At 32.8% G+C, this 25,945-nt stretch carries 20 protein-coding genes; 16 read left to right on the top strand and 4 right to left on the bottom strand.

Annotated features, from left to right (window positions below; genetic code table 11):
* Window positions 1-2: 2 nt before the first annotated feature.
* Genes ABRY23_05690 through ABRY23_05675 form a run of 4 tightly spaced genes read right to left on the bottom strand, consistent with a single transcriptional unit; the run spans window position 3 to window position 3,924 of the window.
* The gene (locus ABRY23_05690; GenBank protein ID MFA3782542.1) at window positions 3-1,436 is read right to left on the bottom strand and encodes a nucleoside recognition domain-containing protein; all 1,434 of its coding nucleotides are present in this window, start codon (window positions 1,434-1,436) and stop codon (window positions 3-5) included.
* Window positions 1,417-2,226, bottom strand: a complete 810-nt coding sequence (locus tag ABRY23_05685) for a FeoB small GTPase domain-containing protein (protein MFA3782541.1) — start codon at window positions 2,224-2,226, stop codon at window positions 1,417-1,419. Before ABRY23_05685 ends, ABRY23_05690 begins: the two co-directional genes overlap by 20 nt.
* Before the next feature lies 1 nt (window position 2,227).
* Window positions 2,228-3,253 carry a FeoA domain-containing protein gene (locus ABRY23_05680; GenBank protein ID MFA3782540.1) on the bottom strand — a complete coding sequence of 342 codons (1,026 nt, stop codon included), beginning with the start codon at window positions 3,251-3,253 and terminating at the stop codon, window positions 2,228-2,230.
* The gene (locus ABRY23_05675; GenBank protein ID MFA3782539.1) at window positions 3,250-3,924 is read right to left on the bottom strand and encodes a metal-dependent transcriptional regulator; all 675 of its coding nucleotides are present in this window, start codon (window positions 3,922-3,924) and stop codon (window positions 3,250-3,252) included. Before ABRY23_05675 ends, ABRY23_05680 begins: the two co-directional genes overlap by 4 nt.
* 377 nt (window positions 3,925-4,301) lie before the next feature.
* On the opposite strand from ABRY23_05675, the gene apbC reads away from it, so the two are divergent.
* From apbC to recG, 16 genes are all read left to right on the top strand, one after another.
* The gene (gene apbC / locus ABRY23_05670) at window positions 4,302-5,408 is read left to right on the top strand and encodes an iron-sulfur cluster carrier protein ApbC (protein ID MFA3782538.1); all 1,107 of its coding nucleotides are present in this window, start codon (window positions 4,302-4,304) and stop codon (window positions 5,406-5,408) included.
* 11 nt (window positions 5,409-5,419) lie between these two features.
* Window positions 5,420-5,656 (top strand): NifU family protein, encoded by a 237-nt coding sequence (locus ABRY23_05665; protein ID MFA3782537.1) that lies wholly within the window; start codon window positions 5,420-5,422, stop codon window positions 5,654-5,656.
* Between the two features lie 50 nt (window positions 5,657-5,706).
* A complete protein-coding gene (gene tpiA / locus ABRY23_05660) occupies window positions 5,707-6,465 on the top strand; it encodes a triose-phosphate isomerase (protein MFA3782536.1) in 759 nt (252 codons plus the stop codon).
* 343 nt (window positions 6,466-6,808) lie between these two features.
* Complete coding sequence (locus ABRY23_05655; GenBank protein MFA3782535.1) at window positions 6,809-9,391, top strand: hypothetical protein; 2,583 nt, start codon at window positions 6,809-6,811, stop codon at window positions 9,389-9,391.
* Between the two features lie 11 nt (window positions 9,392-9,402).
* Complete coding sequence (gene smc / locus ABRY23_05650; protein MFA3782534.1) at window positions 9,403-12,990, top strand: chromosome segregation protein SMC; 3,588 nt, start codon at window positions 9,403-9,405, stop codon at window positions 12,988-12,990.
* A 1-nt stretch (window position 12,991) separates the two neighbouring features.
* The gene (locus tag ABRY23_05645) at window positions 12,992-13,717 is read left to right on the top strand and encodes an MtnX-like HAD-IB family phosphatase (GenBank protein MFA3782533.1); all 726 of its coding nucleotides are present in this window, start codon (window positions 12,992-12,994) and stop codon (window positions 13,715-13,717) included.
* 14 nt (window positions 13,718-13,731) lie between these two features.
* Entirely contained in the window at window positions 13,732-14,319 is a 588-nt protein-coding gene (locus ABRY23_05640; protein ID MFA3782532.1) for an isoprenylcysteine carboxylmethyltransferase family protein, read from the top strand.
* On the top strand, window positions 14,316-15,452 hold the full coding sequence (gene lpxB, locus ABRY23_05635) for a lipid-A-disaccharide synthase (protein MFA3782531.1): 1,137 nt from the start codon (window positions 14,316-14,318) through the stop codon (window positions 15,450-15,452). The genes ABRY23_05640 and lpxB overlap by 4 nt, the downstream gene beginning before the upstream one ends.
* Window positions 15,442-16,107, top strand: a complete 666-nt coding sequence (locus ABRY23_05630) for a lysophospholipid acyltransferase family protein (GenBank protein MFA3782530.1) — start codon at window positions 15,442-15,444, stop codon at window positions 16,105-16,107. Before lpxB ends, ABRY23_05630 begins: the two co-directional genes overlap by 11 nt.
* The gene (lpxK, locus tag ABRY23_05625) at window positions 16,095-17,147 is read left to right on the top strand and encodes a tetraacyldisaccharide 4'-kinase (GenBank protein MFA3782529.1); all 1,053 of its coding nucleotides are present in this window, start codon (window positions 16,095-16,097) and stop codon (window positions 17,145-17,147) included. Before ABRY23_05630 ends, lpxK begins: the two co-directional genes overlap by 13 nt.
* A 73-nt stretch (window positions 17,148-17,220) precedes the next feature.
* Window positions 17,221-19,998, top strand: coding sequence for a pyruvate, phosphate dikinase (gene ppdK / locus ABRY23_05620; protein MFA3782528.1), 2,778 nt, complete (start codon window positions 17,221-17,223; stop codon window positions 19,996-19,998).
* 145 nt (window positions 19,999-20,143) lie between these two features.
* Window positions 20,144-21,181: a tRNA preQ1(34) S-adenosylmethionine ribosyltransferase-isomerase QueA gene (queA, locus tag ABRY23_05615; GenBank protein ID MFA3782527.1), complete on the top strand. Its 1,038-nt coding sequence runs from the start codon at window positions 20,144-20,146 to the stop codon at window positions 21,179-21,181.
* A gap of 2 nt (window positions 21,182-21,183) precedes the next feature.
* Complete coding sequence (ispD, locus tag ABRY23_05610; GenBank protein ID MFA3782526.1) at window positions 21,184-21,858, top strand: 2-C-methyl-D-erythritol 4-phosphate cytidylyltransferase; 675 nt, start codon at window positions 21,184-21,186, stop codon at window positions 21,856-21,858.
* 74 nt (window positions 21,859-21,932) lie between these two features.
* Window positions 21,933-22,598, top strand: a complete 666-nt coding sequence (gene plsY / locus ABRY23_05605; GenBank protein MFA3782525.1) for a glycerol-3-phosphate 1-O-acyltransferase PlsY — start codon at window positions 21,933-21,935, stop codon at window positions 22,596-22,598.
* A 20-nt stretch (window positions 22,599-22,618) separates the two neighbouring features.
* Window positions 22,619-23,617, top strand: coding sequence for an NAD(P)H-dependent glycerol-3-phosphate dehydrogenase (locus tag ABRY23_05600; protein ID MFA3782524.1), 999 nt, complete (start codon window positions 22,619-22,621; stop codon window positions 23,615-23,617).
* Window positions 23,618-23,715: 98 nt separating this feature from the next.
* Entirely contained in the window at window positions 23,716-25,893 is a 2,178-nt protein-coding gene (gene recG, locus ABRY23_05595) for an ATP-dependent DNA helicase RecG (protein MFA3782523.1), read from the top strand.
* Window positions 25,894-25,945: the final 52 nt, after the last annotated feature.

Here is a 25,945-nt window from a genome sequence, read left to right as displayed (position 1 = left end):
TTTTATTGATTAATTAATCTCCAGATTTGTGTAACAAAAAAAGTAACTGTAAAACCTAATATAATTGGCAGAATAGTAGAAATCACGGCCCATTTAACACTTTTTGTTTCTTTATAGATAGTATAAATTGTAGTTGAGCATGGATTATGCAGCAGACTAAAAAGCATCAAATTTATTCCTGTTAATAATGTCCATCCTCCAGCATTTAATATTAGTGCAGTATCAGATATAGAACTTGTTTCAAACATAACGCCAGCACCAGCACCAAGTCCATGTAATTTTGTTATTAATACAGTCAACATTAAAATAGTTGGTATAACAATTTCGTTAGCAGGTATTGCTATAATGTAAGCAAGCAAAATTACGCCGTTTAATCCGAACAAAAATGCAAATGGATTTACCCAATCAATAAAGTATTCTGCAATACTAATCCCGCTAAACTTAACATTAGCAACAAGCCAAATAACTATACCTGCAGGAAATGCAAAAACTACTGCGCGCCATAGAACAAATATTGTTCTATCAATTAAAGAAGTATAAAGAGTTTGAAGAATACGCGGGGGTCTATATGGCGGCAGTTCAAGTGAAAAGGTAGAGGCTTCGCCTTTAAGAATAGTTTTAGACAAACCCCATGAAACTACAAAGCTAAAAATTACTCCTAATAATGCAACAAAGACTACTGCAGCTGCAGACACTATACCTGCCAAGTAAGCCGGGACTGCGCCGCCAATAAAAATAGTTGCAATTAATATTTGTGTGGGCCAGCGGCCATTGCAAAGAGAAAAATTATTTGTAATTATTGCTATTAATCTTTCACGTGGGCTATCAATAATTCTTGTAGCAATTACACCTGCGGCGTTGCACCCAAAACCCATGCTCATTGTTAATGCCTGTTTACCGTGTGCACCTATCTTTTTGTAAATACCATCTAAGTTAAATGCAACTCTTGGCAAGTAACCAAAATCTTCCAAAAGCGTAAACAATGGGAAAAAAATAGCCATTGGTGGTAACATAACACTAACAACCCAAGCCATAGCCAAATAAGCTCCATCTATAAACATTCCAGAAATCCAATGAGGAACTGAAAATTTTAGAGCAACTAACTTAAGCCACGGATAAATTTTACCAATTAACACATCAGAAATTAAATCTGAAGGATAATTAGCTCCAACTATAGTAATATAAAAAACAATTGCAAGTAAAAGCATCATAATTGGTAAGCCAAAAATTCTGCTTGTAACAAGTTTATCAATTCGAGTATCCCAATCAAGTTTACGTTTAGATTGGTTTTTAGTAATCACCTTTGAGGCAATTTTTTCTGCGTCCTTATAAATAGCCTCAGTAATTACATCGTGTAAGTTTTCACCAATTTCCCAACGAATTTTGTTAGCAGTAGCTAATATTAATTCTTTAGAATTATTTATTAATCCATTCATTTTTTCCCTCTTTAGAACTAAGTTGAGTTAGATTTTGCAGTTCTCCATTTTTAAGGGCATCAATAATTTTTTGATCACCTTCTAACAATCTGAGCGCTATCCACCGTGTGTTAGGTAAATTTGGAAATTCCTTTGAGAGCATCTTTTGAAGCTCATTTACAGCATGGGAAACATTTCTAAATTCACTTGTGGTTCTGTAAGGACGGCATACATATTTCCCTGTAGCTACCTCGTCAATGGCTTGAAGAAGTTCTGGAATACCTAACTTTTGTCTTGCAGCGGTTGGTACTACAGGGATTCCCAATTCTTTAGAGAGGTTTCTACTATCTATTTTAATATTATGTCTTTCAGCTTCATCAATCAAGTTTAAACACAGCACTGCTCTATCTGTAATTTCAAGAACTTGAAGTACGAGATTAAGATTTCTCTCCAATCTTGTTGAGTCAGCCACAACTACAGTAACATCAGGTTGACCAAATAAAATAAAATCTCGCGCAATTTCTTCATCTACACTTGTAGATAATAGAGAATAAGTGCCTGGTAAATCTACAATTTTATATTTTTTATTCCCGTATTTGAATCCTCCCTCAGCACGTGTAACTGTTTTACCAGGCCAATTGCCTGTATGTTGTTTAAGTCCTGTCAAAGCATTAAAAACCGTACTTTTACCAGTATTAGGGTTGCCACACAAAGCAATAACATAATCGAAATCTTTCATATCGATTCCAAGCTTCACAAGGTTATTCACATTATGAGCTGGACAAGTTTCACATACGCTTTGGTCGAACATTTTATTTCTCCTCTCTAATATCTTTTACATAAATAAAATCAGTTTGGCTTTTTCTTAATGCTATTATAGTACTACGTACCTCATAAGCTACTGGGTCTTTTCCGTAGCTGTTCAACAACGCGGTAATTTTAGTTCCAGGCACCAAGCCAAAATCAAGCAAACGGCGACGCTGCATGCCTCTAATCGCATTCGATATCCCAACGATTGTTGCAGATTGACCCTGTTTAAGTGATGATAATGTATTAAATGACTCTTTAATGTTTTCCTTTTGTTCTATTGGCAATACAGTAATGTTTGATGCAAATACTGGCGCTATTACACACTCTTCGCCATCAGCTTCAAAAACAATTCTTAACGCATTTTGCTCTAACATCCTTACCTGCATACCAGGGTATAAACCTATAGCTACAAGTTGAGAGTAAACTTCTCTTGGTTCATCTTCAAGATGAACTATTGTTGCAAACTCTCCCTTTTTCAACATGGATATTGGGATGCCTTTTTTTTCTGGCATAGTCAAATCACGTGATGGAATAGGGTCACCATGAGGATCTCTCAAAGGATTACCCAATTGAGCTGCTAAATCATTCAGCTGCGAATCGGTTATAGAGTGCTCTTTAAGTTCAGCTTCTTTATGCCATTCGGTTGAATCTAAACCTGTGTGATCGGCTAAATATTTTTCCCACAATCTATGTATCCTTATTATTCTTAAAGCATACGATCTGCCTTCTTGGGTTAACTGAAGCGAATTCTCCAGTACGTTGACAAGTTTCATATCGCCGAGCATATTAACAAGTTCAACAGCCTTCTCATAAGAAATAGCTAAAGTATCTGAAATACTATTAAGAGTGCAAATGGTATTCTTATACTCACAATCATACAAATGCTTAAGAGCATCTTCTATTAATACTCTTTTAGCATCGATTTTTAATTTTCTTTTTCTTGCAATAAGACCAGTATCAGGCCAGACTATAAACCCAAAAATTAGCAATACTGATAATCCTATTATAAGTGATATCAATGGATTCATTTTTCTTTCTCGTTAATAAATTCATTTACATAAATGCTTGAAGCTACCTTTTCGCTGAAAGTAAAAAATTTATTGTTCATCTCGATATTTATAGAATTATCAAAAGATAGTCGTTCTAATATTTTTATCTTCCCATTTATAGCCAGTCCAATCTTAGAGAAATATTTAATAAGCTCTGTATTTTTATCATCAACTCTTACCACTTTATAAGTTGTACCAACTTTTGTCTTAGTCAAAGGAAAGAATTTAGGCATAGACGGTAAATCACCATTGCTTTTGGGAATTGGGTCACCGTGTGGGTCGAAAGTTGGATACCCCAAGTACTCATCTATTTTATTAATAAGTTCTTCTGAAGAATGATGCTCTAATCTTTCAGCTTCATTGTGAACTTCGCCCCAAGGTATACCCAGTACTTTCGTTAAAAATAATTCCCAAAGTCTGTGCCTCCTAATTACTTTTAAAGCAATTTTTTGACCTTCTTTCGTTAACACCACTCCTTTGTATTTTTCATAGGAAATTAACCCTTCCTTAGAAAGTTTCTTAGCCATGTCACTTATAGCTGCATCTGAAACATTCAACTCACGCGATAGCTTAGAAGTAGTAGCTGTTTCACCAAGTGCTATACTTTGATAAATGGCTTTCAAATAATTTTCTTTTGATATTGTCGGCATTTATCTCTATTTTTTGACTACAAATTTAAGCATACTTAAAAAATATGTCAATATTATTTAGAAATATTTTGAAGCTGTCTTTACTAAAAAATTATTCCCAATAACAGTTTATCTTTTTGGTATAAGCAGCATCTAATAATTGTAGTAAAACTTTAATTTACACAATGAAAAGCTTTTGTAAATTTCACGACAACTTTAATAAGCAATTAGAGAGGAAATACCTAAATATCATTATACATTAAAAAACTTTATAAAATCTTACTGTGATATTGATTTGCCTAAAAATAAAAACAAAATAAACTCACTAAGAATTAAGTTTTACCTATGAAAAAGGACAATTATTTTTCTAATTTTGTATATAAGAAAGGAGATTAAAAATGGCTAATATTTCTTCGGAAGGGATTTTAAACTTGCTAAGACAAGTAATTGACCCGGATCTTCGCAAAGATATTGTAACATTAAATATGGTAAAGAACTTAAAAGTTGATGACAGCAGTGTTTCTTTTACAGTTGAACTTACCACACCGGCTTGCCCTTTAAAAGATAAGATAAAGGAAGATTGCATAAATATCATTAAGAAAAATTATCCTGCTGTTAAAGATATCCAAGTAGAAATGACATCAAAAGTAAGAGCAAGTTCAGCATCAGTAAAAAACAGTATCTTACCCGGTGTAAAAAATACAATAGCAGTTGCAAGTGGTAAGGGAGGAGTAGGCAAAAGTACTGTAGCAGCAAATCTCGCTTTAGCTCTGGCAAAGCAAGGTGCAAAAGTAGGATTAATAGATGCTGATATTTATGGTCCTAGTATTCCTATGATGCTTGGTATACAACAAAAGCCAAAGATATACCAGGATACCAAGACTGCAAAGATGGTCCCATTAGAAAATTATGGGATAAAATTAATGTCAATCGGCTTTTTAATTGATGATGACGCACCGGTAATTTGGCGAGGTCCAATGGCAAGTGGAGCAATAAAACAGTTTATGTCCGACGTCCTTTGGGAAGAATTAGATTACCTATTATTTGATTTGCCCCCTGGAACAGGAGATATACAATTAACACTTGTTCAAACTATTCCTTTAAGCGGAGCTGTAGTGGTAACTACTCCACAAGATGTATCATTAATAGATGTTAGGAAAGCCATTAAAATGTTTATGAGAGTGAACGTCCCAGTATTAGGTGTAATAGAAAATATGAGCTACTTCATTGCGCCAGATACCGGTAAAAGATATGATATATTTGGTCAGGGTGGGGGTGAAAGATTAGCCAAAGAAATGGGAGTACCTTTATTAGGCAGCATACCAATCGACCCAAGAATACGAGAGGGTAGCGATAAAGGAAAACCAATTGTTGTTGATATGCCGCAAGCTAAAGAATCAGAAATAATTATGAACATTAGTAAAAATTTAGCAGCGCAAATCAGCATAAACAATATAAATTCTGCTTTATCAAAGGTAGAAATTCTAATAGATCAGGATAATTAAAGGGAACCGCAATGAACGATGCACTTGAGAAAAAAGTAAAACAAGCCCTTGAAACAATTAGGCCATACTTAAAAGCTGATGGTGGGGATGTAGAACTTGTAAAAGTTGATGATGATGGAATTGTTGAAGTTAGATTAACTGGTGCTTGTACAGATTGCCCTATGTCTCAAATGACTCTCCGCGCTGGAGTTGAAAGAGCTCTTATACGCGAAGTGCCTGGAGTAAGAAGAGTTGAAGCTGTAAGTTAGTTTTTTCCTTGTATAAAAATATAAACTCATAAGAAACTAAAGGATAATCTATGCGTAAAAAAATTGTTGCCGGCAATTGGAAAATGAACAACGATCTAAATGAATCAATTAATCTAATATCAGCAATTAAAAAGGGAATTAATGAAAATAATACTAACGTAGATGTAATTATTTGTCCGCCTTTTACTTCTTTAGAAACTGCATATGCCTTAATAAAAAATACAACTATCAAGCTGGGCGCACAAAATATGTATTACGAAAAAAACGGTGCTTATACTGGAGAAATATCGGCTGGTATGTTATTAAGCGTTGGATGTGAATTCGTTATTTTGGGTCACTCTGAAAGAAGAACTATTTTTGGTGAGACAGATGAATTAATAAACAAGAAAATTAAATCTGCCATTCAAGCAGGACTAAAGCCAATTTTTTGTATTGGTGAAACTTTAGAACAGCGCGAAAGAGGCGAAGCCTTTGAAGTTGTAGATGATCAATTAAAAAAAGGACTCTACCAAGTTTCCAACGAAGATATAAAAAATATAATAATTGCTTATGAACCTGTGTGGGCAATTGGAACTGGCAAAAATGCAACACCAGAGCAAGCACAAGAGATTCATAATTATATTAGAAAACAAATCTCTGCAATGTATGATAGCTTGACTGCTGAAAAATTAATCATTCAATACGGCGGAAGTGTGAAGCCAGAAAATTCAAAACAATTAATGTCTATGCCTGATATCGACGGTGCTCTCGTTGGCGGGGCATGCCTTAAGGCTGACTCATTTATAAGCATCATAAATTCTGCTGTTTAACGAATAATAGTAGAACAAAAACTACTGTTAAATAAAACTAAAATGTAGATTAAGTCCAGTGCTTTATTCCTCCATCTTAAAATTAAGGCTTAATCATAAAAAGTAGGTTATTAATTATTTGTTAAGTCCTAAATTTTTATCTAAACTTAAAAATTCTTTTTTGAATATTTTTTTAGTATGACCACTTGGGCAAAAAACTATTTTTCACTTGCTTGTAAGCTTTGTTTTGCATAGCAGTATTTAAAAATTCAAATTTTTCTTTTATTCTCAGATAGTCTTTAAATTGATTACCCCTCGTTTATTTAGTATATTTGCAAACTTTATTTAATGTTTTCGAGACAAAATGAGAAAACTCCTTAAAGCTCTTTTTCTGCTTTTTATATTAATTCCTACATTTTACTTATCTCAGCCCAAACTACATCAGTTATCAAATCTTAATTCAAGTGATGTAGATTCAATTTTTTACGATATAAATTACTATAGAAAAATAATGTTTCTAAATGATGATTGGGATGTTTTCTCCATAGAAAACGAGAGAAGTAAAGAAACTGTTGACCTCCCTTCAGAATTTGAAAACAAAGATGCTTTGGCATATACAAAGAGTTTTTATTTGTCAAAAGACCAAATTGATAATTACAAAATTGTGATAAATTTCTTGGGTATAAATTATTCTGCAGATATTAACTTAAACAATAAAACAATATATAAATATTATGGTGGCAGTCTACCGCTTTCACTTGAATTGCCAAGAGATTTACTAGTTCCAGATAGTAAAAATAAAATCACAGTTGTTGTCAGCTATAAATTAAATTCACAAACCACAATACCGACAAAACAAAGGTTTTTATTCCCGGCAAGTTTTGGTGGAATTATCGACAGAGTTTATTTACAATTCTTACCACTGACTAACATTACTAAATCAGCAATAACTTACTCGATAGATGAGAATTTAACTCGCGTCAAATTAAAAACTAAACTGCAGGTAACCGATTTAGAAGCATCTGATTACAATCAAAATGCAAACTCGTATTATACAATCATCATAAATGCATTTTCCAAGGATAGCAAACTCCCCGTTACAAAAAATGAGTTGACTTTTGCATTAATCAACAGAGCAAGTGTTGACACTGTTATAGAAACTGAGATTAAATCTCCATTGCTTTGGTCGCCCTTTAATCCTAACAATTACACTGTCCAAATATTACTTTTAAAAAATGGTTCCATAGTAGATGAAACGCAGCAGTTAATCTCTCTTTATAAACTTAAAAGTAACAGCGATGGGCTTTATCTAAATAATTATAAATTTAGCATTAATGGAACAACCTATTATTGTACTGAAAAAGGCAATGGAATTATCTCCGAAAAACAATTAAAAAAAGATTTGAGTTTGATAAAAGAAAGCGGATTTAATGCAGTTCGATTTGCCAAAAAAATTCCGCGTCCCATTGCACTCAAGTATTGTCAAGAAATTGGACTGCTTGCACTTATTGAAATACCTGTTAATTCTATACCAGAAGAAATACTGAGCAATAATGATTTCAAAATTAGGTACAAATCTTTTTTACAATATTTTTTAGATTATTACACACAGTTCAGTTCAGTTTCAGCAATTGGTATTGGAACTTCTTTTTTGTGTAATTCTCAAATAACTTACAATTTTATTAACGAGATTAATTCTATTATCAAAACAAAATGGAACGGGTTGACTTATGCTTCGTTTGTGGGAATACCCAAAGATAACTACTCTGCGTTAGATCTTATTGGAATAGAATTGTTTGGCGGCTCTTTTAACTCGCAAAAAAATTTCATTTCTAATTCTTTAGAAAACATTAAACCGTCAAAATTCTTTTTTAGCGAAATTACTTATCCGAACTTTAATGGAAGTGCCAGCGGTTATTTAACTGATTATTCCAATGAGGCAGAAGCAAAATATTTTATTGAGTTTATTGATTATTCTAGAAAATTAAAAATGAGCGGCTTTGTTATTAATTCAATATATAATTATTATGGCAATTACAAATCCTTTTATGCTGGTTATTCTTACAACAACAAATATAATGTGGGAATTTTAGACGAAAGCAGAAATTTAAATTCCATTAATTATATGGCCGTAACTCACAAGCTCCTTAATAAAGAAAAAATAACCATTCCAATTGGAAATAAAAAAGATGACAGTCCAGTTTCGTTTATACTAATTTCATTAGGCCTATCACTATTCATGGCCTTATTGATAAACACAAACCGTAGATTTAAGGAAGATTGCACTCGCGCTCTTTTCAGGTCATACAATTTTTATGCTGATATCCGTGACCAAAGAATCTTATCCACTCCGCAAGTATTTATTTTACTAATTGTAGTAAGCGGCTCACTTTCTCTTTTAGCAACCATAATAATGTATTATGAAAAACAAAACCTTTTATTCGAAAAAATTCTTATTAGCTTAGGCAGTAGTAAATTATTAAACTTTTTTAGCTTGTTAGCATGGAACCCGCATAAGTCGTTTATTTACTTTACAATTGGATTAATCTTAATTTTTATACTGGTCAGCGCCATAATAAAGATAGCATCTTTTGCAGTTAAAACAAAAGTTAGTTATAGAAACATATTTTTCAGCATGGTCTGGTCTTTTCTACCTTTAACTCTTCTTTTACCTGTTGAACTTGTTTTATATAAAATACTTACAGCAAACTTATTTAGCAGTTATTACTTTTTTATTTTCCTTATAATATTTATGTTATGGTTATTACTGAGAATGCTTAAAGGAGTTTACATTATTTTCGATACAAGACCAATATTAGTTTACTTGTATGCCGCTCTTTTTTTTCTAATAGTTTTTGGTGGCACTGCACTATATCTTCAAATTTCTCATTTATCATTCTACTATATTTCAAATTCTATTAAACAATACAACTCAATGATATTTTAGGGGAATAAGTAGTGCATCTATCAAAACTAGAAATATTTGGTTTTAAGTCCTTTGCTAATAAAACAACAATACACTTTACAAAAGGTATTACAGGGATTGTGGGACCGAATGGCTGCGGCAAAACAAATATTGTGGATGCAATTAGGTGGGTATTAGGCGAACAAAAAACAACTACGCTGCGTAGCGACAAAATGGAAAATGTGATTTTCAACGGTACTCGTAATAAAAAACCAATGGGCATGTCTGAAGTTTCATTAACCCTTGTAAACGATTTAGGTCTACTCCCAACTGAATACTCTGAAGTAACAATTACTCGTAGAATATTTCGTTCTGGCGAGAGCGAGTATTTGCTAAATAAAAATATCTGTCGGCTTAAAGATATTACAAATCTTTTTATGGATACTGGAATGGGTACGAATGCCTATTCAGTAATTGAATTAAAAATGGTAGAAACAATTCTAAGTAACAAAGCCGACGAAAGAAGGAAAATGTTTGAAGAAGCAGCCGGGGTAAATAAATATAAATTAAGAAGAAGGTTAGCACTAAACAAATTAGAAGATGTAAAGGCAGATTTAACACGAGTTAACGATATAATTTCCGAAGTAGAAAAAACAGTACGGTCCTTAGAACGGCAAGCAAAAAGAGCCGACCAATACAATCAAATTCAATCTGTTCTTAGACAAAAAGAAATTGAACTTGCAGAACGTGAAATGGCTCTTTACAAAATTAAAAATGAGCAACTTACGCAGAACATTTACAATTACAATTCTCAAAAAAATGTAATTGATGACGAGATAAAAAAAATTGAAAATGAACTGCTCGAGCTTAGAATTAAAATTAGCGAGGTTGAATCCAAATTAAATGAAAAAAGAAACGAAATAACTTCAAATACCGAACTTCTTCACAGTCTGCAAAAAGATACTTCAGTGGCCGAAGAAAAACAAAAAGCCTTAGAGAAAAACTTGGAAAGACTTTATGAGGAAATTATTGAACTAAATGCTCAGATATCTGAAAACGAAAAATTAATTCAAGAAAATAATTTGCTTCTGCAAAAACTAAATATAAGTCAAAAAGAAAATGAAGAATTATTAACTAAGACAAATGAAGAAATAAATATTAAACGAAAAGTACACAATGAAAAAAAACAGACTTTACGGAACTTAAATGAAAAACTTCTTAATCATACAAAAGTTATTTCAGAAAAAGAAAACCAATTATCTACTGTACAAAGCGAATTAACCAATACTTACGCCCTCATTGAAAAATTAAATGAAAAAATACGGACAACCACTGGAAATATTGCTAAAACTGTCGGCTATATTGAAGAGTTAACCGACGAAAAAAATCAAATCGGGAAAAAATTAGCAGAGACTGAGGAGCTTTACAATCAAAAACAAAAAGAAAAAGAAAAACTTGAAAGAGAATTAAACTTATTAAAAGAGAATGAAATTGAGCAAAAGACGATAATTGCAAGCTTAAAAGAAAAAATAAATTTCCTACAGTCATTAATTACAAACTTAGAAGGAATCTCTAAAGGTTCTAAAACATTACTTGAAAATGATAATTGGACTACCAAAGAAAAAAACATTTTTGCCGATGTTGGCACTGCAAATGAAAAATACAGATTTGCTCTAAATGCTGCTTTAAAATCTGTGTTAAATAACCTTCTAATAGAGAACTTTGAGGAATTAAAGAAAGCAGTAGATTACTTAAAACAAAACGAACTGGGGAAAGCATCTTTTTATTTATTAGAAAATGCATCTAACGGGAAAAAATCGTTTCTTAAATTGATAAACGGCTATGCTAACAGAAAAAAAATAAAAAAATTATCAAATGAAAAATCATTTTTAGGTTGGGCTTTTGAGTTTGTAGAAGCTGAGGATAAATGGAAGCCTTACTTTAAAAAAATATTAAACTCTACAGTAATTACCGACAGTCTTGAAAATGCCATTGAACTGCATAAAAAATATGACAACATAAACTTTGTTACACTTCAAGGAGACTATGTTAGTTGCAACGGTATAATCGAGGCCGGCTCGTTGCCTAAGTTAGATGAAACCCTTTTCGGCAGAAAACAACTGCTCGAAAATCTTAAGAACGAATACCCTAAATTAGAAACAGAATTAAATTCGCTGAGTCAAAAAATCGAAGAAATTGAAGCCACTCTTTCTAAAATTGATTTAAAAAAATTAAATGAAAAAATAAAAATCCTCTCAAACGACATTACCAATATTGAAAAACAAGTATCCCAATTCGAATTTGAGAAAAAGAAATATGATGAAGATATTGAAAATACAATGAAACAAATTCAAGAATTGGTTACGAGGTCTACCTCATTTAGTAACGAGAAAGAAGTCCTTATAAGAGAAATGGAGGAGCTTAGTCACTACAAAGATAATCTTATATCAAATATTAACACAGCGGAAGAAGAGTTAAAAACTGCTGAGGATAACTTTAACTTAGCTATTAGTAAATTAAATCAGCAGGAGTTAGAGCAAGAAAGGATAAAAGGACAAATTCAAAACGCATTTAATTCTATTCAAAGGTCTGAAGAAAATAAAATATTAATCAATAATGGAATTAACAAAAGAGAAAAAGAAATTATAAAAAGTAAGAGCGAAATTGAGGGGATAAACACAGAACTTTCAAAAATTAAAAACAAACTTGAAGAAGTTAATAACAAACGTAAAAATCTTTTCGAAGAAGAAAAAGAAATTGAAAATCAATTAAAAGTGCTTAAAGAGAAATCTACTAAGCTAGAAACTGAGCTCAACAATTATAGAAATAAGCGTCAAAATGTCTCAGATAATGTTCATTCACTGCAAATCAAACAAAATGAAATTGAGCTGCGAATAACAAATCTTATAGAACACATAAAAGAAAATTACTCTTTAACTATAGAAGAAAAAACGTTCGACGATTTAGACCAATTCAATTTTGAAGAACGTGCTGAAGAGGTCAACAGATTAAAAGATAAACTGAAATCGATTGGTCCAGTAAATCTATTAGCGTATTCCGAATACGAAGAAGAAAAAGAACGATTAGATTTCCTACTAAAACAAAGAAACGACCTGATAGAGTCTGAAAAAGATTTAATCAATACGATAAATGAAATAAATGAAACAGCTCAGAAACTATTTTTAGATACATTTGAGCAGATACGAAATAACTTTACAAAAATATTTCAGACTTTATTTAACCCTGGTGATGAAGCAGATCTTAAACTTGAAGAAGGTGTTGATCCTCTTGAAGCTAAAATTGAAATTATAGGTAAACCTAAAGGTAAACGCCCCACAACAATTGAATTGCTTTCTGGCGGCGAGAAAACTTTAACCGCAATAGCATTGCTGTTTTCTATTTACCTTGTTAAGCCTAGTCCTTTTTGCATTTTAGATGAAGTAGATGCACCGCTTGACGATGCAAATATTGACCGTTTTACCAAACTATTAGCCGAGTTCAGTAAAAGGACACAATTTATCATCGTCACACATAACAAGCGTACAATGGAAGCAGCCGAGACTATGTATGGTGTTACAATGCAAGAAGAAGGTATCTCTAAACTTGCAGCTGTCCAGTTTAACGAAATTAACGTAAACTAAAATGCTGAATAAAAGTACATTCAAAATTTTTGTTGATTTTGACGGCACTATTACTGTTAAAGATGTAGGTGAAGAAATCTTTCTTCATTTTGGTGATCCATCAAAAGCAAAAAAAATTGTTAAGGACTGGATAGATGAAAAAATAAATTCAATCCAAACATGGGAACTACTGTGTAAAACTGTAAATAACCTTTCCCTTGAAGAATTTGATTCTTTTATAGATTCGATGTGTATTCAACCGACATTTTTAAATTTCATAGACTATTGCAAATTGAATAACTTTCAAATTTGGATATTAAGTGACGGACTCGATTATTATATTAAAAGAATCTTATCAAAAGAAAAAATAAGCTACCTTAATTTCTATTCTAACAAATTAATTTTTGGAAAGAACAATGAACTAATACCCTTTTTCCCGTACACAGATGAAGAGTGCAAAAGCTGTGCAAATTGCAAACGCAATCACATAATTGAACATTCTAGTGATGATGATTTTAGTGTTTACATTGGCGACGGCTATTCTGATACCTGTCCCGCTCAATTTTGTGATTTCATCTTTGCAAAGAACTCTTTATTGAAATATTGTGAAAAAAATCGAATCTCTTACTACCCGTTCAAAGATTTTAGTGATATTATAAAGAAATTAGAAGAATTAAAAAACAAAAAGCACCTCCGTAAACGGCATCAAGCTGTTCTAAAAAGAAAAGAAGTTTATATGCAAGGATAAACTAAGTTTTAACTATGGCAAAAAATCTTTCAAATATTTTTTTTAAGTACAGGAGTTATACTCCCTTACCCTTTTTAATTGTCATGCTCATTTTTCAAAGAACTAACTTGTTAAGTCTTTTAATTGGCTTTGTTATTTTACTTATAGGAGAACTCTTTAGATTTTGGGGGGTAAGTTACGCAGGCAGTGAAACCAGAACTACAGCCGGGGTTGGAGCTACTTATTTAGTAGTCTCTGGTGCTTTCGCTCATGTGCGCAATCCATTATATCTTGGTAATATGCTCATATACTTGGGAATTGGAATTATGTCGCTGGCTCTTTTCCCATATCTTCAAATTTTCGCTTTATTGTTCTTTTACTTCCAATACAGCCAAATAATAAAAGAAGAAGAAAAATTTCTCCTATTAAAGTTCGGGGACGCATATAAAGATTACCTGTTAAATGTACCAAAATTAATTCCTAAATTTACACCCTATAAAAAACAAATAACCGAACAACCGCCCTACAACCCAAGGGCAGGTTTGAAGTCTGAAATTAGAACTTTACAAGCAATTCTTTCTGTAACATTAATTTTAGTAATACTTTTCTTGGTTAAAAATTGACTAATAAAATAATGATTATTGCAGGCGAAGCTTCTGGTGATTTACACGGGGCAGCACTAATAAAAGAACTGTTGAATATTAATCCCAAAATTAAATTCTATGGCATAGGCGGAGACAAAATGGTAGCAGAAGGACTTATTGCTCAATACCACATAAAACAAATGTCTTTCTTAGGTTTTGTAGAGGTGCTAAAACATATCCCTTTTATCAAAGCTGTTCAAAAAACTTTGATTAACAAAATCAAAGAGGAAAATATTCACACAGCAATTTTAATCGATTACCCGGGTTTTAATCTTAACTTTGCTAAGAAAATTAAAGAAATGGGAGTAAAAATTATTTATTACATTTCCCCTCAAGTGTGGGCATGGGGCAAAAAACGAGTAAATAAAATTAAGCAGCTTATAGATAAAATGATTGTAGTTTTCCCATTCGAAGTCAATTTTTATAGAGAACATAATTTTAAAGTCGACTATACCGGTCACCCCTTAATTGACAGAATTAACAATTATAAGTTTTTAACCAGGACAGAACTTATAACCAAATTTAACTTAGAAGAAAACAAAGATATTCTTTTGGTAATGCCCGGCAGCAGACAGCAAGAAATTAAAAAAATATTCCCAGCTGTAATTACTGCTGCTGAAAAACTTGCAAAAGATTTTAACTTGCAAATAGTTATTGCCTGTTCCGAAAACATTGAGGTTTCGGTCTTCAACAAATTTACCTCATCATCAAATTATCATCTTGTTAGAGGAAATACTTATGATTTAATAAAATATTCAAAATTTGGCATAATTAAATCTGGCACTTCAACTTTGGAAGCTGCACTACTTCAGTTACCTTTTATAGTGGTTTACAAAACAAGTGTCTTTTCCTACATCATAGGAAAATTGTTGGCCAGCATTAAAACAATTGCAATGCCTAATATTATCGCTGGTGAAAAAATTGTGGAGGAATTAATTCAAAAGGATGTAACAACAGATAAAATTTATAGAAAAAGCAAAATATTATTAAAAGATGAAATACTGTACAATAATTTAAAAAATAAATTAGGTTCAATTAAAGAAAAATTGGGTGACGGTAATGCATCTAAAAAAGCAGCAGAACTAATTATAACAGAATTGAATGAGCACTAAAAAAGTAAGGAAAAAAATATTATACTATCTGGGTTTAACTGTTCTAAGTTCTTTGATAAATTTTTTGATGAAGACTGTAAAGATTCGTTACAAAAATTATTCAACTATAGAAAAATTTAAAAGTGAGAAACAAAATTTTGTTTCTGCTTTTTGGCATGGTACAATGCTAACGGGCTGGTATATTCACAAAGACACAAATATCGCGGCACTTGTTAGTAAAAGTAAAGATGGAGATATACTTGAAAAACTATTAGGAAGGTGGGGTTACAAAGTAGTTCGTGGTTCCAGCAGCAATGGCGGAAAAGAAGCTTTGCTCCTATTATTAGAATTAGCAGAAAATGGATATTCAATTGCTATTACACCGGATGGACCTAAAGGGCCGCCTTACAAAATGAAAGCTGGAGCAGTAATAACTGCAAAAACAAAAAAAATTCCTTTAATACTTGCTGGAATTTCATGCTGCAAAAAAAAAGTACTAAAAAGCTGGGATAATTTTGAGGTTCCATATCCCTTCAGCATAATTAATGTAGTTTTTTCTGAACCAATATGGATTGATTCAAAATTGAATTACGAAGAAACTAACAAGTTAATAACCGACTGTGAAATTAAACTGAACAAACTAAGAAAGGAAGCTTCAAAACTGTGCTCGGAATAATTAGAATATTAGCTTCACCCCTAACTTTAGTGTATTCGTTAATAGTAAGATTTAGAAATTTTCTTTTCGACAAAAATATTTTTAAGGTTAAAAAAGTACCAGTGAAAGTTGTATCCATTGGCAACATTACAGTCGGCGGTTCTGGTAAAACTCCAGCCGTAATTTATTTAGCTAATATTTTAAAAAATAAAAAAATAAAGGTGGGCGTTTTAAGTCGAGGCTACAGAAGAAACTCCAAAGGATATTTATTTGTTTCAGATGGGCAAAAAATTTTTACTAAAGTTAATGAATGCGGTGATGAAATTTACTTTGTAGCAGATGAATTAAAGGTTCCGGCTGCAGTAAGTGAAAATAGAGTTAAGGGGGCAAAAAAATTTATTAAAGATGCACAACTTGACATGATAATTTTAGATGATGGCTTTCAACATAGATGGATTTACAGGGACCTGGATATTTTAATAATTGACCAGCGCTTCTTAATAAAAGAAGAACAAACCGAACAGAACCTTTTACCACTTGGTTTAATGCGAGAACCGTTTGATTCGTTAAAAAGGGCTGATGTAATAATCTTAAATAGAAAGTTTTCTGAAAAAAAAGAAATACCCGCTAAAATCAAAAAATATTTTGAAAGTAAACCAGTCTTCAACGGCTATTATACTGCTGAAGGCATTTACGATGTTAAAACTCATCATTATTACAACATTCAAGATTTTGTGGGACAAAAAAGTTTAGTCGTATGTGGAATTGCTAAACCATACTCATTTTTAAGGGTATTGGAAAAGAACAATATTGATTTTACCAATAAAATGTTATTCCCAGACCATAAAAATTACACTCTAAAAGAAATTCAACAAATAAGGAAAAAATTCTATCAAACTAATGCTTACTCGGTACTTACTACTCAAAAAGATGCAGTTAAATTTATAAATTTCGCAAGAGAATTAGACGATATTGATATTTACTATCTAAAAATAAAACTAAACTTAGAAGAAAATAACGAATTTGAAAAACTACTGTTGAAAACACTTAACAAATTTTAAATAAATTGCTGTTGGGCAATGAACAATTAGTAACTAACTTTAATAATTAACCTATTTATTGGAGGAAATGTAAATGGCAAAGAAAAGAACACCAAAGTACGTTTACTTTTTCGGTGGTAAACGTGCAGAAGGGAAAGCAGATATGAAAGCCCTATTGGGCGGAAAAGGAGCAAATTTAGCCGAGATGGTTAATATAGGTCTTCCCGTTCCAGCAGGCTTCACAATTACTACCGAAGTATGTACTTATTATTATCAACATAATCATTCATACCCGAAAGAACTTAAAAAACAAGTATTAGATGCCTTAAAAAAAATTGAAAAAGAAATGGCTGCGCAGTTCGGTAACCCTCAAAACCCATTATTAGTCTCGGTGCGCAGCGGTGCAAGGGCATCTATGCCTGGTATGATGGATACAATACTTAATTTAGGACTGAATGATTCTACGGTTCAAGGATTAATATCGAAAACTAAAAATCCGAGATTTGCTTATGATTCATATAGAAGATTTGTTGCAATGTATGGTGATGTAGTGCTTGGATTAAAACCAAAAGACAAGCACGACCACGACCCATTTGAAGTAATTTTGGATAGAAAGAAACAGCAAGCTGGAGTTACAAAAGATACAGAACTAAATGCTGACCATCTTAAAGAGTTAGTTTCAGAGTATAAGGCAGAAATTAAAAGAATAACAGGCCACGATTTCCCTGAGGACCCGATGGAACAGCTTTGGGGAGCAATTGGCGCTGTATTTGGCTCTTGGATGAATGAAAGAGCAATAGTTTATCGCAAATTGAACAACATCCCGGAAAGCTGGGGAACAGCCGTAAACGTTCAATCTATGGTCTTCGGCAACATGGGCGATGATTCGGGTACTGGTGTTGCGTTCACTCGCGACCCAGCTACAGGCGAAAATGTTTTTTACGGTGAATATCTCTTTAACGCTCAAGGTGAAGATGTAGTAGCAGGCATTCGCACTCCACTACCAATTAAAGACCTTCAAAAAGATAATCCACAAGTCTATAAACAGCTTGTTAAAATTAGATCCATCCTTGAAAAACATTATAAGGAAATGATGGATATTGAATTTACAATTCAACAAGGCAAGCTATGGATGCTTCAATGTCGTGTAGGAAAAAGAACCGGCTTCGCAGCAATTAAAATGGCCGTTGATATGGTTAAAGAAAAACTAATTTCGAAAGAAGAGGCTTTGTTAAGAATTGAACCAAACCAACTTAATCAGTTGCTCAGACCTATATTTGACCTTAATCAAAAAAGAAGTGCAATTGAAAATGGACGACTTTTAGCAAAAGGTTTGAATGCAGGACCGGGCGCAGCTTCCGGCAAAATTGCTTTTTCAGCTCAAGACGCAGAAGAAATGGCTTCTAAGGGCGAAAAAGTAATCCTTGTTAGAATTGAAACTTCACCAGAAGACATTAAAGGCATGAACGCAGCTGAGGGAATTCTTACTGCAAGAGGCGGCATGACATCTCATGCGGCTTTAGTTGCACGACAAATGGGTAAAGTCTGTGTTGCCGGCTGCGGTGCACTTAATATTGATTACAAAAATGGCTTGATGAAAGTTGAGGGCAAAGATGTAACTATTAAAGAAGGCGACTATATTTCAATTGATGGAACTACAGGAGAAGTAATTTTAGGGCAGCTTGAAACAAAACCTTCAGAAGTAATTCAAGTGCTTATAACTAAAGAACTCAAACCTGAAGATTCCGAAATTTTCCAAACATACAATAGCTTAATGAAATGGGCAGACCAATATAAAACTTTAGGTGTACGTACTAATGCTGACCAGCCAGACCAAGCAGCCAATGCAATTGCATTCGGTGCAGAAGGAATTGGGCTTTGTAGAACAGAACACATGTTTTTTGGCGGTGATAGAATATTACACGTTAGAGAAATGATTCTTTCAGAAAGTGAAGAAGAAAGAAAAAATGCTTTAGATAAATTGCTGCCTTATCAAAGAGCAGATTTTGAAGGAATTTTTGAGGTGATGGCTGGTAAGCCAGTCACAATTAGAACCTTAGATCCACCATTACATGAGTTCTTGCCCCACGAAGAACATGAAATTCAACAAGTGGCTGAAGAACTTAATATGCCCATAGATAAGATAAAAGAAAAAATTGAATCACTTAAAGAATTTAATCCTATGCTTGGATTTAGAGGCTGCCGATTAGGAATAAGCTATCCAGAAATAACTCAAATGCAGGCCCGAGCTATTTTTGAAGCTGCTGCTAACGTTGCACAAAAAGGAATTAAAGTTAAACCCGAAATTATGATTCCACTTGTTGGTCACGTTAACGAGCTTAAGCTGCAAGAAAAAATCGTAAGAAAAGTGGCTGAAGAGGTTTTCAACGAGAAAGGAATTAAAATTCCCTACTTGCTTGGTACAATGATTGAACTTCCAAGAGCTGCCGTTACAGCAGATGAGATTGCTACGGTAGCTGAATTTTTCAGTTTTGGGACAAATGACTTGACGCAAACTGTATTTGGGCTTTCAAGGGACGATGCCGGTAAATTCCTTCCTAAATATGTTGAAAGAGAAATTCTGCCAAAAGACCCATTTGAAAGTCTCGATACAACAGGTGTAGGTAAATTGGTAGAGCTTGGCACAAAATTGGGTAGACAGACAAGAGAAAATCTTAAAGTGGGTATTTGTGGTGAACATGGCGGTGATCCAGATTCAATCGATTTTTGCCATAAAGTCGGAATGAACTACGTTAGCTGTTCACCATTTAGAGTTCCTATTGCAAGATTGGCTGCAGCAAGAGCAGCTTTAGTAAATGGTTCACCCAAAACCAAAAAGAGTTCAAAAAAAGTTACTAAAAAGAAAAAATAAAATAATCAAAGGGGTTGTCTAAAAAAGTTATGTTCATTAAAACAAAAATGCACCGTAAATTTAATTTTTAGTCAACCCCTTTTATTTCTATAAGTAAGATTGTATCAATTAATTAAAAAGCGGGAGTAAAATGTTAGAAGAAAAAATGAAGCTCTCAGATTTCAACTACAACTTGCCTAAAACGGCAATAGCTAAATTCCCTGTCAATCCAAGGGATAAAGCTAAAATGCTCGTGCTCGATAGAAAAACAGGTGAAATAGAACACAAAATATTTTCAGACATTATTGACTATATGAACAAAGGTGACGTGCTTGTAGTAAACGAAAGTAAAGTAATGCAAGCACGCTTATTTGGCAAAAAAGAAAGAACAAACGCAAAAATAGAAGTTTTTGTGCTAAGGGAATTAAATAAAGAAGATAAAATTTGGGATGTTATTGTTGACCCTGCCCGCAAAGTTAGAATTGGCAACCGAATTTATTTTTCTGACAATCTTTGGTGCGAAGTTATTGATAATACTACTTCGCGCGGCAGAACGGTTCGCTTTAATGAAGAAGCCGGGGATATCTTCCAAGCAATTGAAAAAATAGGTACTACTCCCCTCCCACCATACATTAAAAGAGAACCTGTACCGGAAGACCGTGAGAATTATCAAACTATTTTTGCTAAAGTCGATGGTTCTGTTGCTGCCCCTACTGCAGGGCTCCATTTTACACCGCAGCTGATAAAAAAAATTCAAAAAAAAGGAATAAAAGTTGTGCCTGTAATTCTTCATATTGGTTTAGGAACTTTTAGACCAGTAGAGGTAGAAGATTTAACTAAACACAGGATGGATTCAGAATACTTCGAAATACCTGAGGAAACTGCAGAAGCGATAAATAAAACTTTGTCAGAAAAAAAGAATGTTTTTGTAGTTGGCACCAGTACAACAAGAGCACTAGAAAGCAGTGTTACTGCAGAAGGTTTTGTAAAACCTAATTTTGGTTGGACTGACAAATTTATTTTTCCACCTTATGATTTTAAGATTGTCAAAAAACTAATTACAAACTTTCATGCGCCGGAATCTACACTTTTAATGCTTGCAGCTGCTTTTGGCGGCTATGAAAATGTTATGAAGGCATATAAAAAAGCATTAAAAGAAGGATATAGATTCTTAAGTTACGGCGATGCAATGCTTATAATTTAATTATGAAAATATTTGTTATAATCCCTTCGGCTGGTTCTGGGAGAAGGGTTAAATCTTCCATCCCAAAACAATATATAAAATTAAATGGCAAGGAAATAATTGCCTATACTATTGAATTATTCCAAAAGAATTCTATGATAGATGGAATTATAGTTGCAGCAAAAAAAGAATACTTCGGATTAATAAATAAAATAAAGAACAAATATAAATTTGACAAAGTAATTAAAATTGTTGAGGGTGGCTCTCATCGTCAATATTCTGTACTTAACGCATTGAATTCTTTAGATGCTGAAGAAAATGATTTAATTGTTATTCACGACGCTGTAAGACCATTACTGCCAAACGAAGTTCTTAACAGGGCAATTAAATCTGCAAAAAAATATGGTAACGTTGTGGTTGCTATTAAAGCAAAAGACACTTTAATTAAAGGCAAAAGAAATATTATAGACTATGTGGATAGAAAAAATATTTACTATGTGCAAACGCCTCAAATATTTCGCTATAAATATCTTAAAAAATCTTTCGATAATATAAAGAAAGAAAAATTCTTAGGTACAGATGAATCTGTTATAGTTAAACGAGCTGGATTTAATATCAAAATTGTTGAAGGCGCGTCATTAAATTTTAAAGTTACTGATAATACTGATGTAGATTTGCTAAGAAAAATACTAAAGTAAAGCTCAAAGACCTTTGCATTGTTTATCAAAATCTTTTTGCATAATTTAGTTAATAAATATTTGAGGTCTGTTTCATGTTAAATTTAATTGTTGTAATAATTGCTTCGTACTTAATTGGCTCAATTCCTACTAGCATAATAATAAGTAAACTTGTACGAGGAATAGATATTAGAGATTATGGTAGCGGCAATGCTGGTGGTACAAATGTTTTTCGCGTACTAGGATGGAAATATGGTTTGTTAACAATAATTCTAGACGCGTTAAAAGGAGCAGTAGTTGTTATATTTATAGCTCGACTTTATTTCGATAACTTCCCTTTCGCTAATATAACTCCATTCGATGATTTTACTCTCATCCAAATTATATGTGGTACTTCAGCAGTTATAGGGCACATTTGGACTGTCTTTGCTGGATTCAAGGGTGGAAAGGGTATAGCTACTGCATTGGGATTTTTAATTACACTTATCACTGTAGATATGTTACTTGCACTTGTAGTTTTTGTAATTGTGGTTTCATTTTCTCGTTATATTTCGCTTGGCTCACTTGCTGCTGCAGTTTCAGTACCATTATTTTTAGTCTTGAGGGAAAATGTTTTCGACGCACACATCCAAAATTACAATACCATTCTTCCTTTTGTGATTGCATTGGTTCTCCTCGTAATTTTTACTCACAGAAAAAATATCGGAAGATTAGTACAAGGCAACGAGAATAAGATTAAATTGTTCAAAAAGGATAGATGACTTAGGCAAGGAATCTAAGCATGAGAATTTCTGTACTTGGTGCTGGTGGATGGGGCACTACTCTTGCTATTTTACTGCACTTAAATGGTCATGAAGTTACTTTATGGGAATACAAAAAGAGTTATGCTAAAATTCTTAACCGCCACCGAGAAAATAAAATTTACCTGCCTGGAATTAAAATACCAAAAGAAATTAGTATAACACACGACCTTGAAACCGCATCATTTAACAAACACATGTTAGTTATTGCAATACCTTCACAATTTGTTAGAAATGTGCTGAAGGAAATTAAAAAATTCGACTACAAAAACACTACTTTTGTAAGTGTTGCAAAAGGTATTGAAAAAAAATCCTTAATGACAATTTCCCAAGTAATAAAAGACGAAATAAAAGACATCCAAAGTCCAGCTATTGGTGTACTTTCTGGTCCTAGCCACGCTGAAGAAGTAAGTAGAAAAATTCCTACCGCTGTTGTAGCTGCTTCTACTGATATCTCAACAGCAAAGCAAATTCAAGCTACCTTTATGACCTCTTATTTTCGTGTTTACTCTTCTACTGATATACTTGGCGTTGAATATGGCGGAGCACTTAAAAATGTAATTGCTATAGGCGCTGGTATAGTTGATGGAGCTAAGTTTGGCGATAATACTAAAGCTGCAATTATGACACGCGGTATTGCAGAAATCTCACGTCTCGGAATTTATTTGGGTGCACGACCTGAAACTTTCTCCGGTCTTTCCGGAATGGGTGATTTAATAGTTACATGCATGAGCAGACACAGCAGAAATCGATATGTTGGTGAACAGATTGGAAAAGGGAAAAAACTAAAGGATATACTAAAATCAATGAACATGGTAGCCGAAGGTGTTGAAACCTCTAAAGCTGTCCATCAATTATCAAAAGAACACGAAGTGGAAACTCCAATTTGTTCTGCCGTCTATCAAATACTTTTTGAAGAGCGCGACCCAATCAAAGTTACCTACGAATTAATGACCCGCGACATGAAGTCTGAAGACTAATCAATATTTTTTATTAAAATGTAAACTTCGCTAAATTGAGGTTTATAATATTGAGTAAGACTTTTATATTTAAGTCAGTTTTTTAATAAGTATATTAAATGCCTTTTGAACCTTCCATAAATATTCAATACTTAAAATCAGTTGGCCCCAAAAGAGCCGAATCTTTTGCTAAGGTTGGAATCAAAACAATTAGAGACCTTCTCTTTTATATGCCATATAAACATTTGGATAGAGCAAATATACTAACAAGTTCAAAAGTTCTTCAATATGTAATTAATGGATATAATGGCGAAGTTACTATAATTGGTGAAGTAATTAACAAAGAACTAATTAGGTATGGGAGAAAGCAAATTCTAAAAGTAAAGTTCAAAGACAATAACGGTTTTTATGAGGGAATCTGGTTTCAAGGTATAAGATATTTCAGTGGATTGTTTAACAAAGGTGAATTTTATGCAATCTCTGCTAAACCTGTTATAACAAAATACGGAAATCTGCAGTTTGTTCACCCAGATTTTGACAGACTTGGGAAAAATGAAACTGATGATTTTCTTCACACTGGCAAAATTATTCCCTTCTACAGAATTCCAAAAGAACTAAAGGAAAGCAATTTAGGTGACTTTAGTTTAAGGAAAATTATTCATTATGCTGTTGAACATTTTTCTGATCAAATTGAAGAAAGCATGCCAGAATATATTATTCAAGAAAAAAAGTTACTCGATATAAAACAAACAATTAAAAATATTCATTTCCCACAAAATTTTACTCTTTTAGAAAAAGCAAGGGAAAGACTAAAATTTGAAGAAATGTTTTACTTTGAATGTTTAGTTGCAATAAGAAAAAATTTTGTGAAATCAACCATAACAGGAATTCCATTTCAAATAAAGGCGGAACCCATTAAAAAATTTCTTAAAAGACTGCCTTTTGAACTTACTAAGGATCAATTGCATGTACTATCCGAAATAAGAAAAGACCTTGAAAGCAAAAAACCAATGAATCGACTTTTACAAGGAGACGTAGGCAGTGGAAAAACAATCGTTGCGCTTATTTCTATGATTATTGTTAAATATAACGGTTATCAATCTGTTCTTATGGCTCCTACTGAAATTCTCGCTGACCAGCATTATAAAAAAATTTGCCAACTGATTTCCGATTCAGATATTAAGGTAGTCTTATTAATTGGCGGGCAATCTAAAAAAGAAAGAGCAACAGTTTTAGATAAGATAAAAACTGGCGATGCAGATATAATTATAGGCACACACGCACTTATAGAGGAAAATGTTGTCTATCATAAGTTGGGTTTAGTTGTAATAGACGAACAGCATAGATTTGGTGTTGTTCAACGTGCAAGATTAATTGAAAAAGGTTTTACCCCTAATGTATTGGTTATGACTGCAACTCCCATTCCGAGAACGCTTTCAATGACTTTATATGGCGACTTAGATATTTCATATATTAAAGAAATGCCAGCTAACAGAAAACCTGTAAAAACATACATAAGAAGTGAAAAGAAATTACCGGAAGTCTATAATTTTATAAAGGCTAAAGCAAAAGAAGGCTGTCAAACATTTCTAGTTTACCCTCTTATTGAAGAATCAGAAAAATTAGAACTAAAGGCAGCTGAGACATATTTCAATCAGCTAAAACAGACGTATTTAAGTGACTTAAAAGTATCTCTTATTCACGGTAGGATGAACTGGAAAGAAAAAGAAGAAATAATGTTAAAATTTGCACGCAAGGAGTTTGATGTTCTAATTTCTACTACTGTAATTGAAGTCGGAATAGATATCCCTTCAGCAAATATTATTGTTATTAACGATGCTTTCAGGTTCGGATTATCACAACTGCATCAACTAAGAGGAAGGGTTGGCAGAAGTATAGAGCAGGGATATTGCATTCTAATAACAAAGGATGAATATGATATTAAGATGAAACAATATAACTTTGACTTTGAATACATGTCACCAGCTCAAATAGAAAAGTATAAATCCATTATACGATTAAACGCAATGATAAAATATGCTGACGGTTTTAAGCTTTCTGAAATTGATTTGAAACTTAGAGGACCTGGAGACATCTTTGGAACAAAACAAAGCGGGTTGCCGGAATTAAAGTATACTGATATAATAAACGACTCAGAAATTATTGAGGACGCAAAGCAAACTGCTTTTAACTTAATTGCAAGCGATGATAAACTTCGTCAAGAAAAAAATTCGGTAGTAAGAAAAACTCTCGCTGAAAATTATTCATCATTACTTAAACTCTCTTACATTGTTTAACGTCACAACAAAGATCGATTAGAAAAAATTTTCTAAAAAAATTTTAGCAAAG

The organism is Melioribacteraceae bacterium 4301-Me, assembly GCA_041538185.1.
GTDB lineage: Bacteria > Bacteroidota > Ignavibacteria > Ignavibacteriales > Melioribacteraceae > Pyranulibacter > Pyranulibacter aquaticus.
This window is presented reverse-complemented; position numbering and strand designations above follow the sequence as displayed.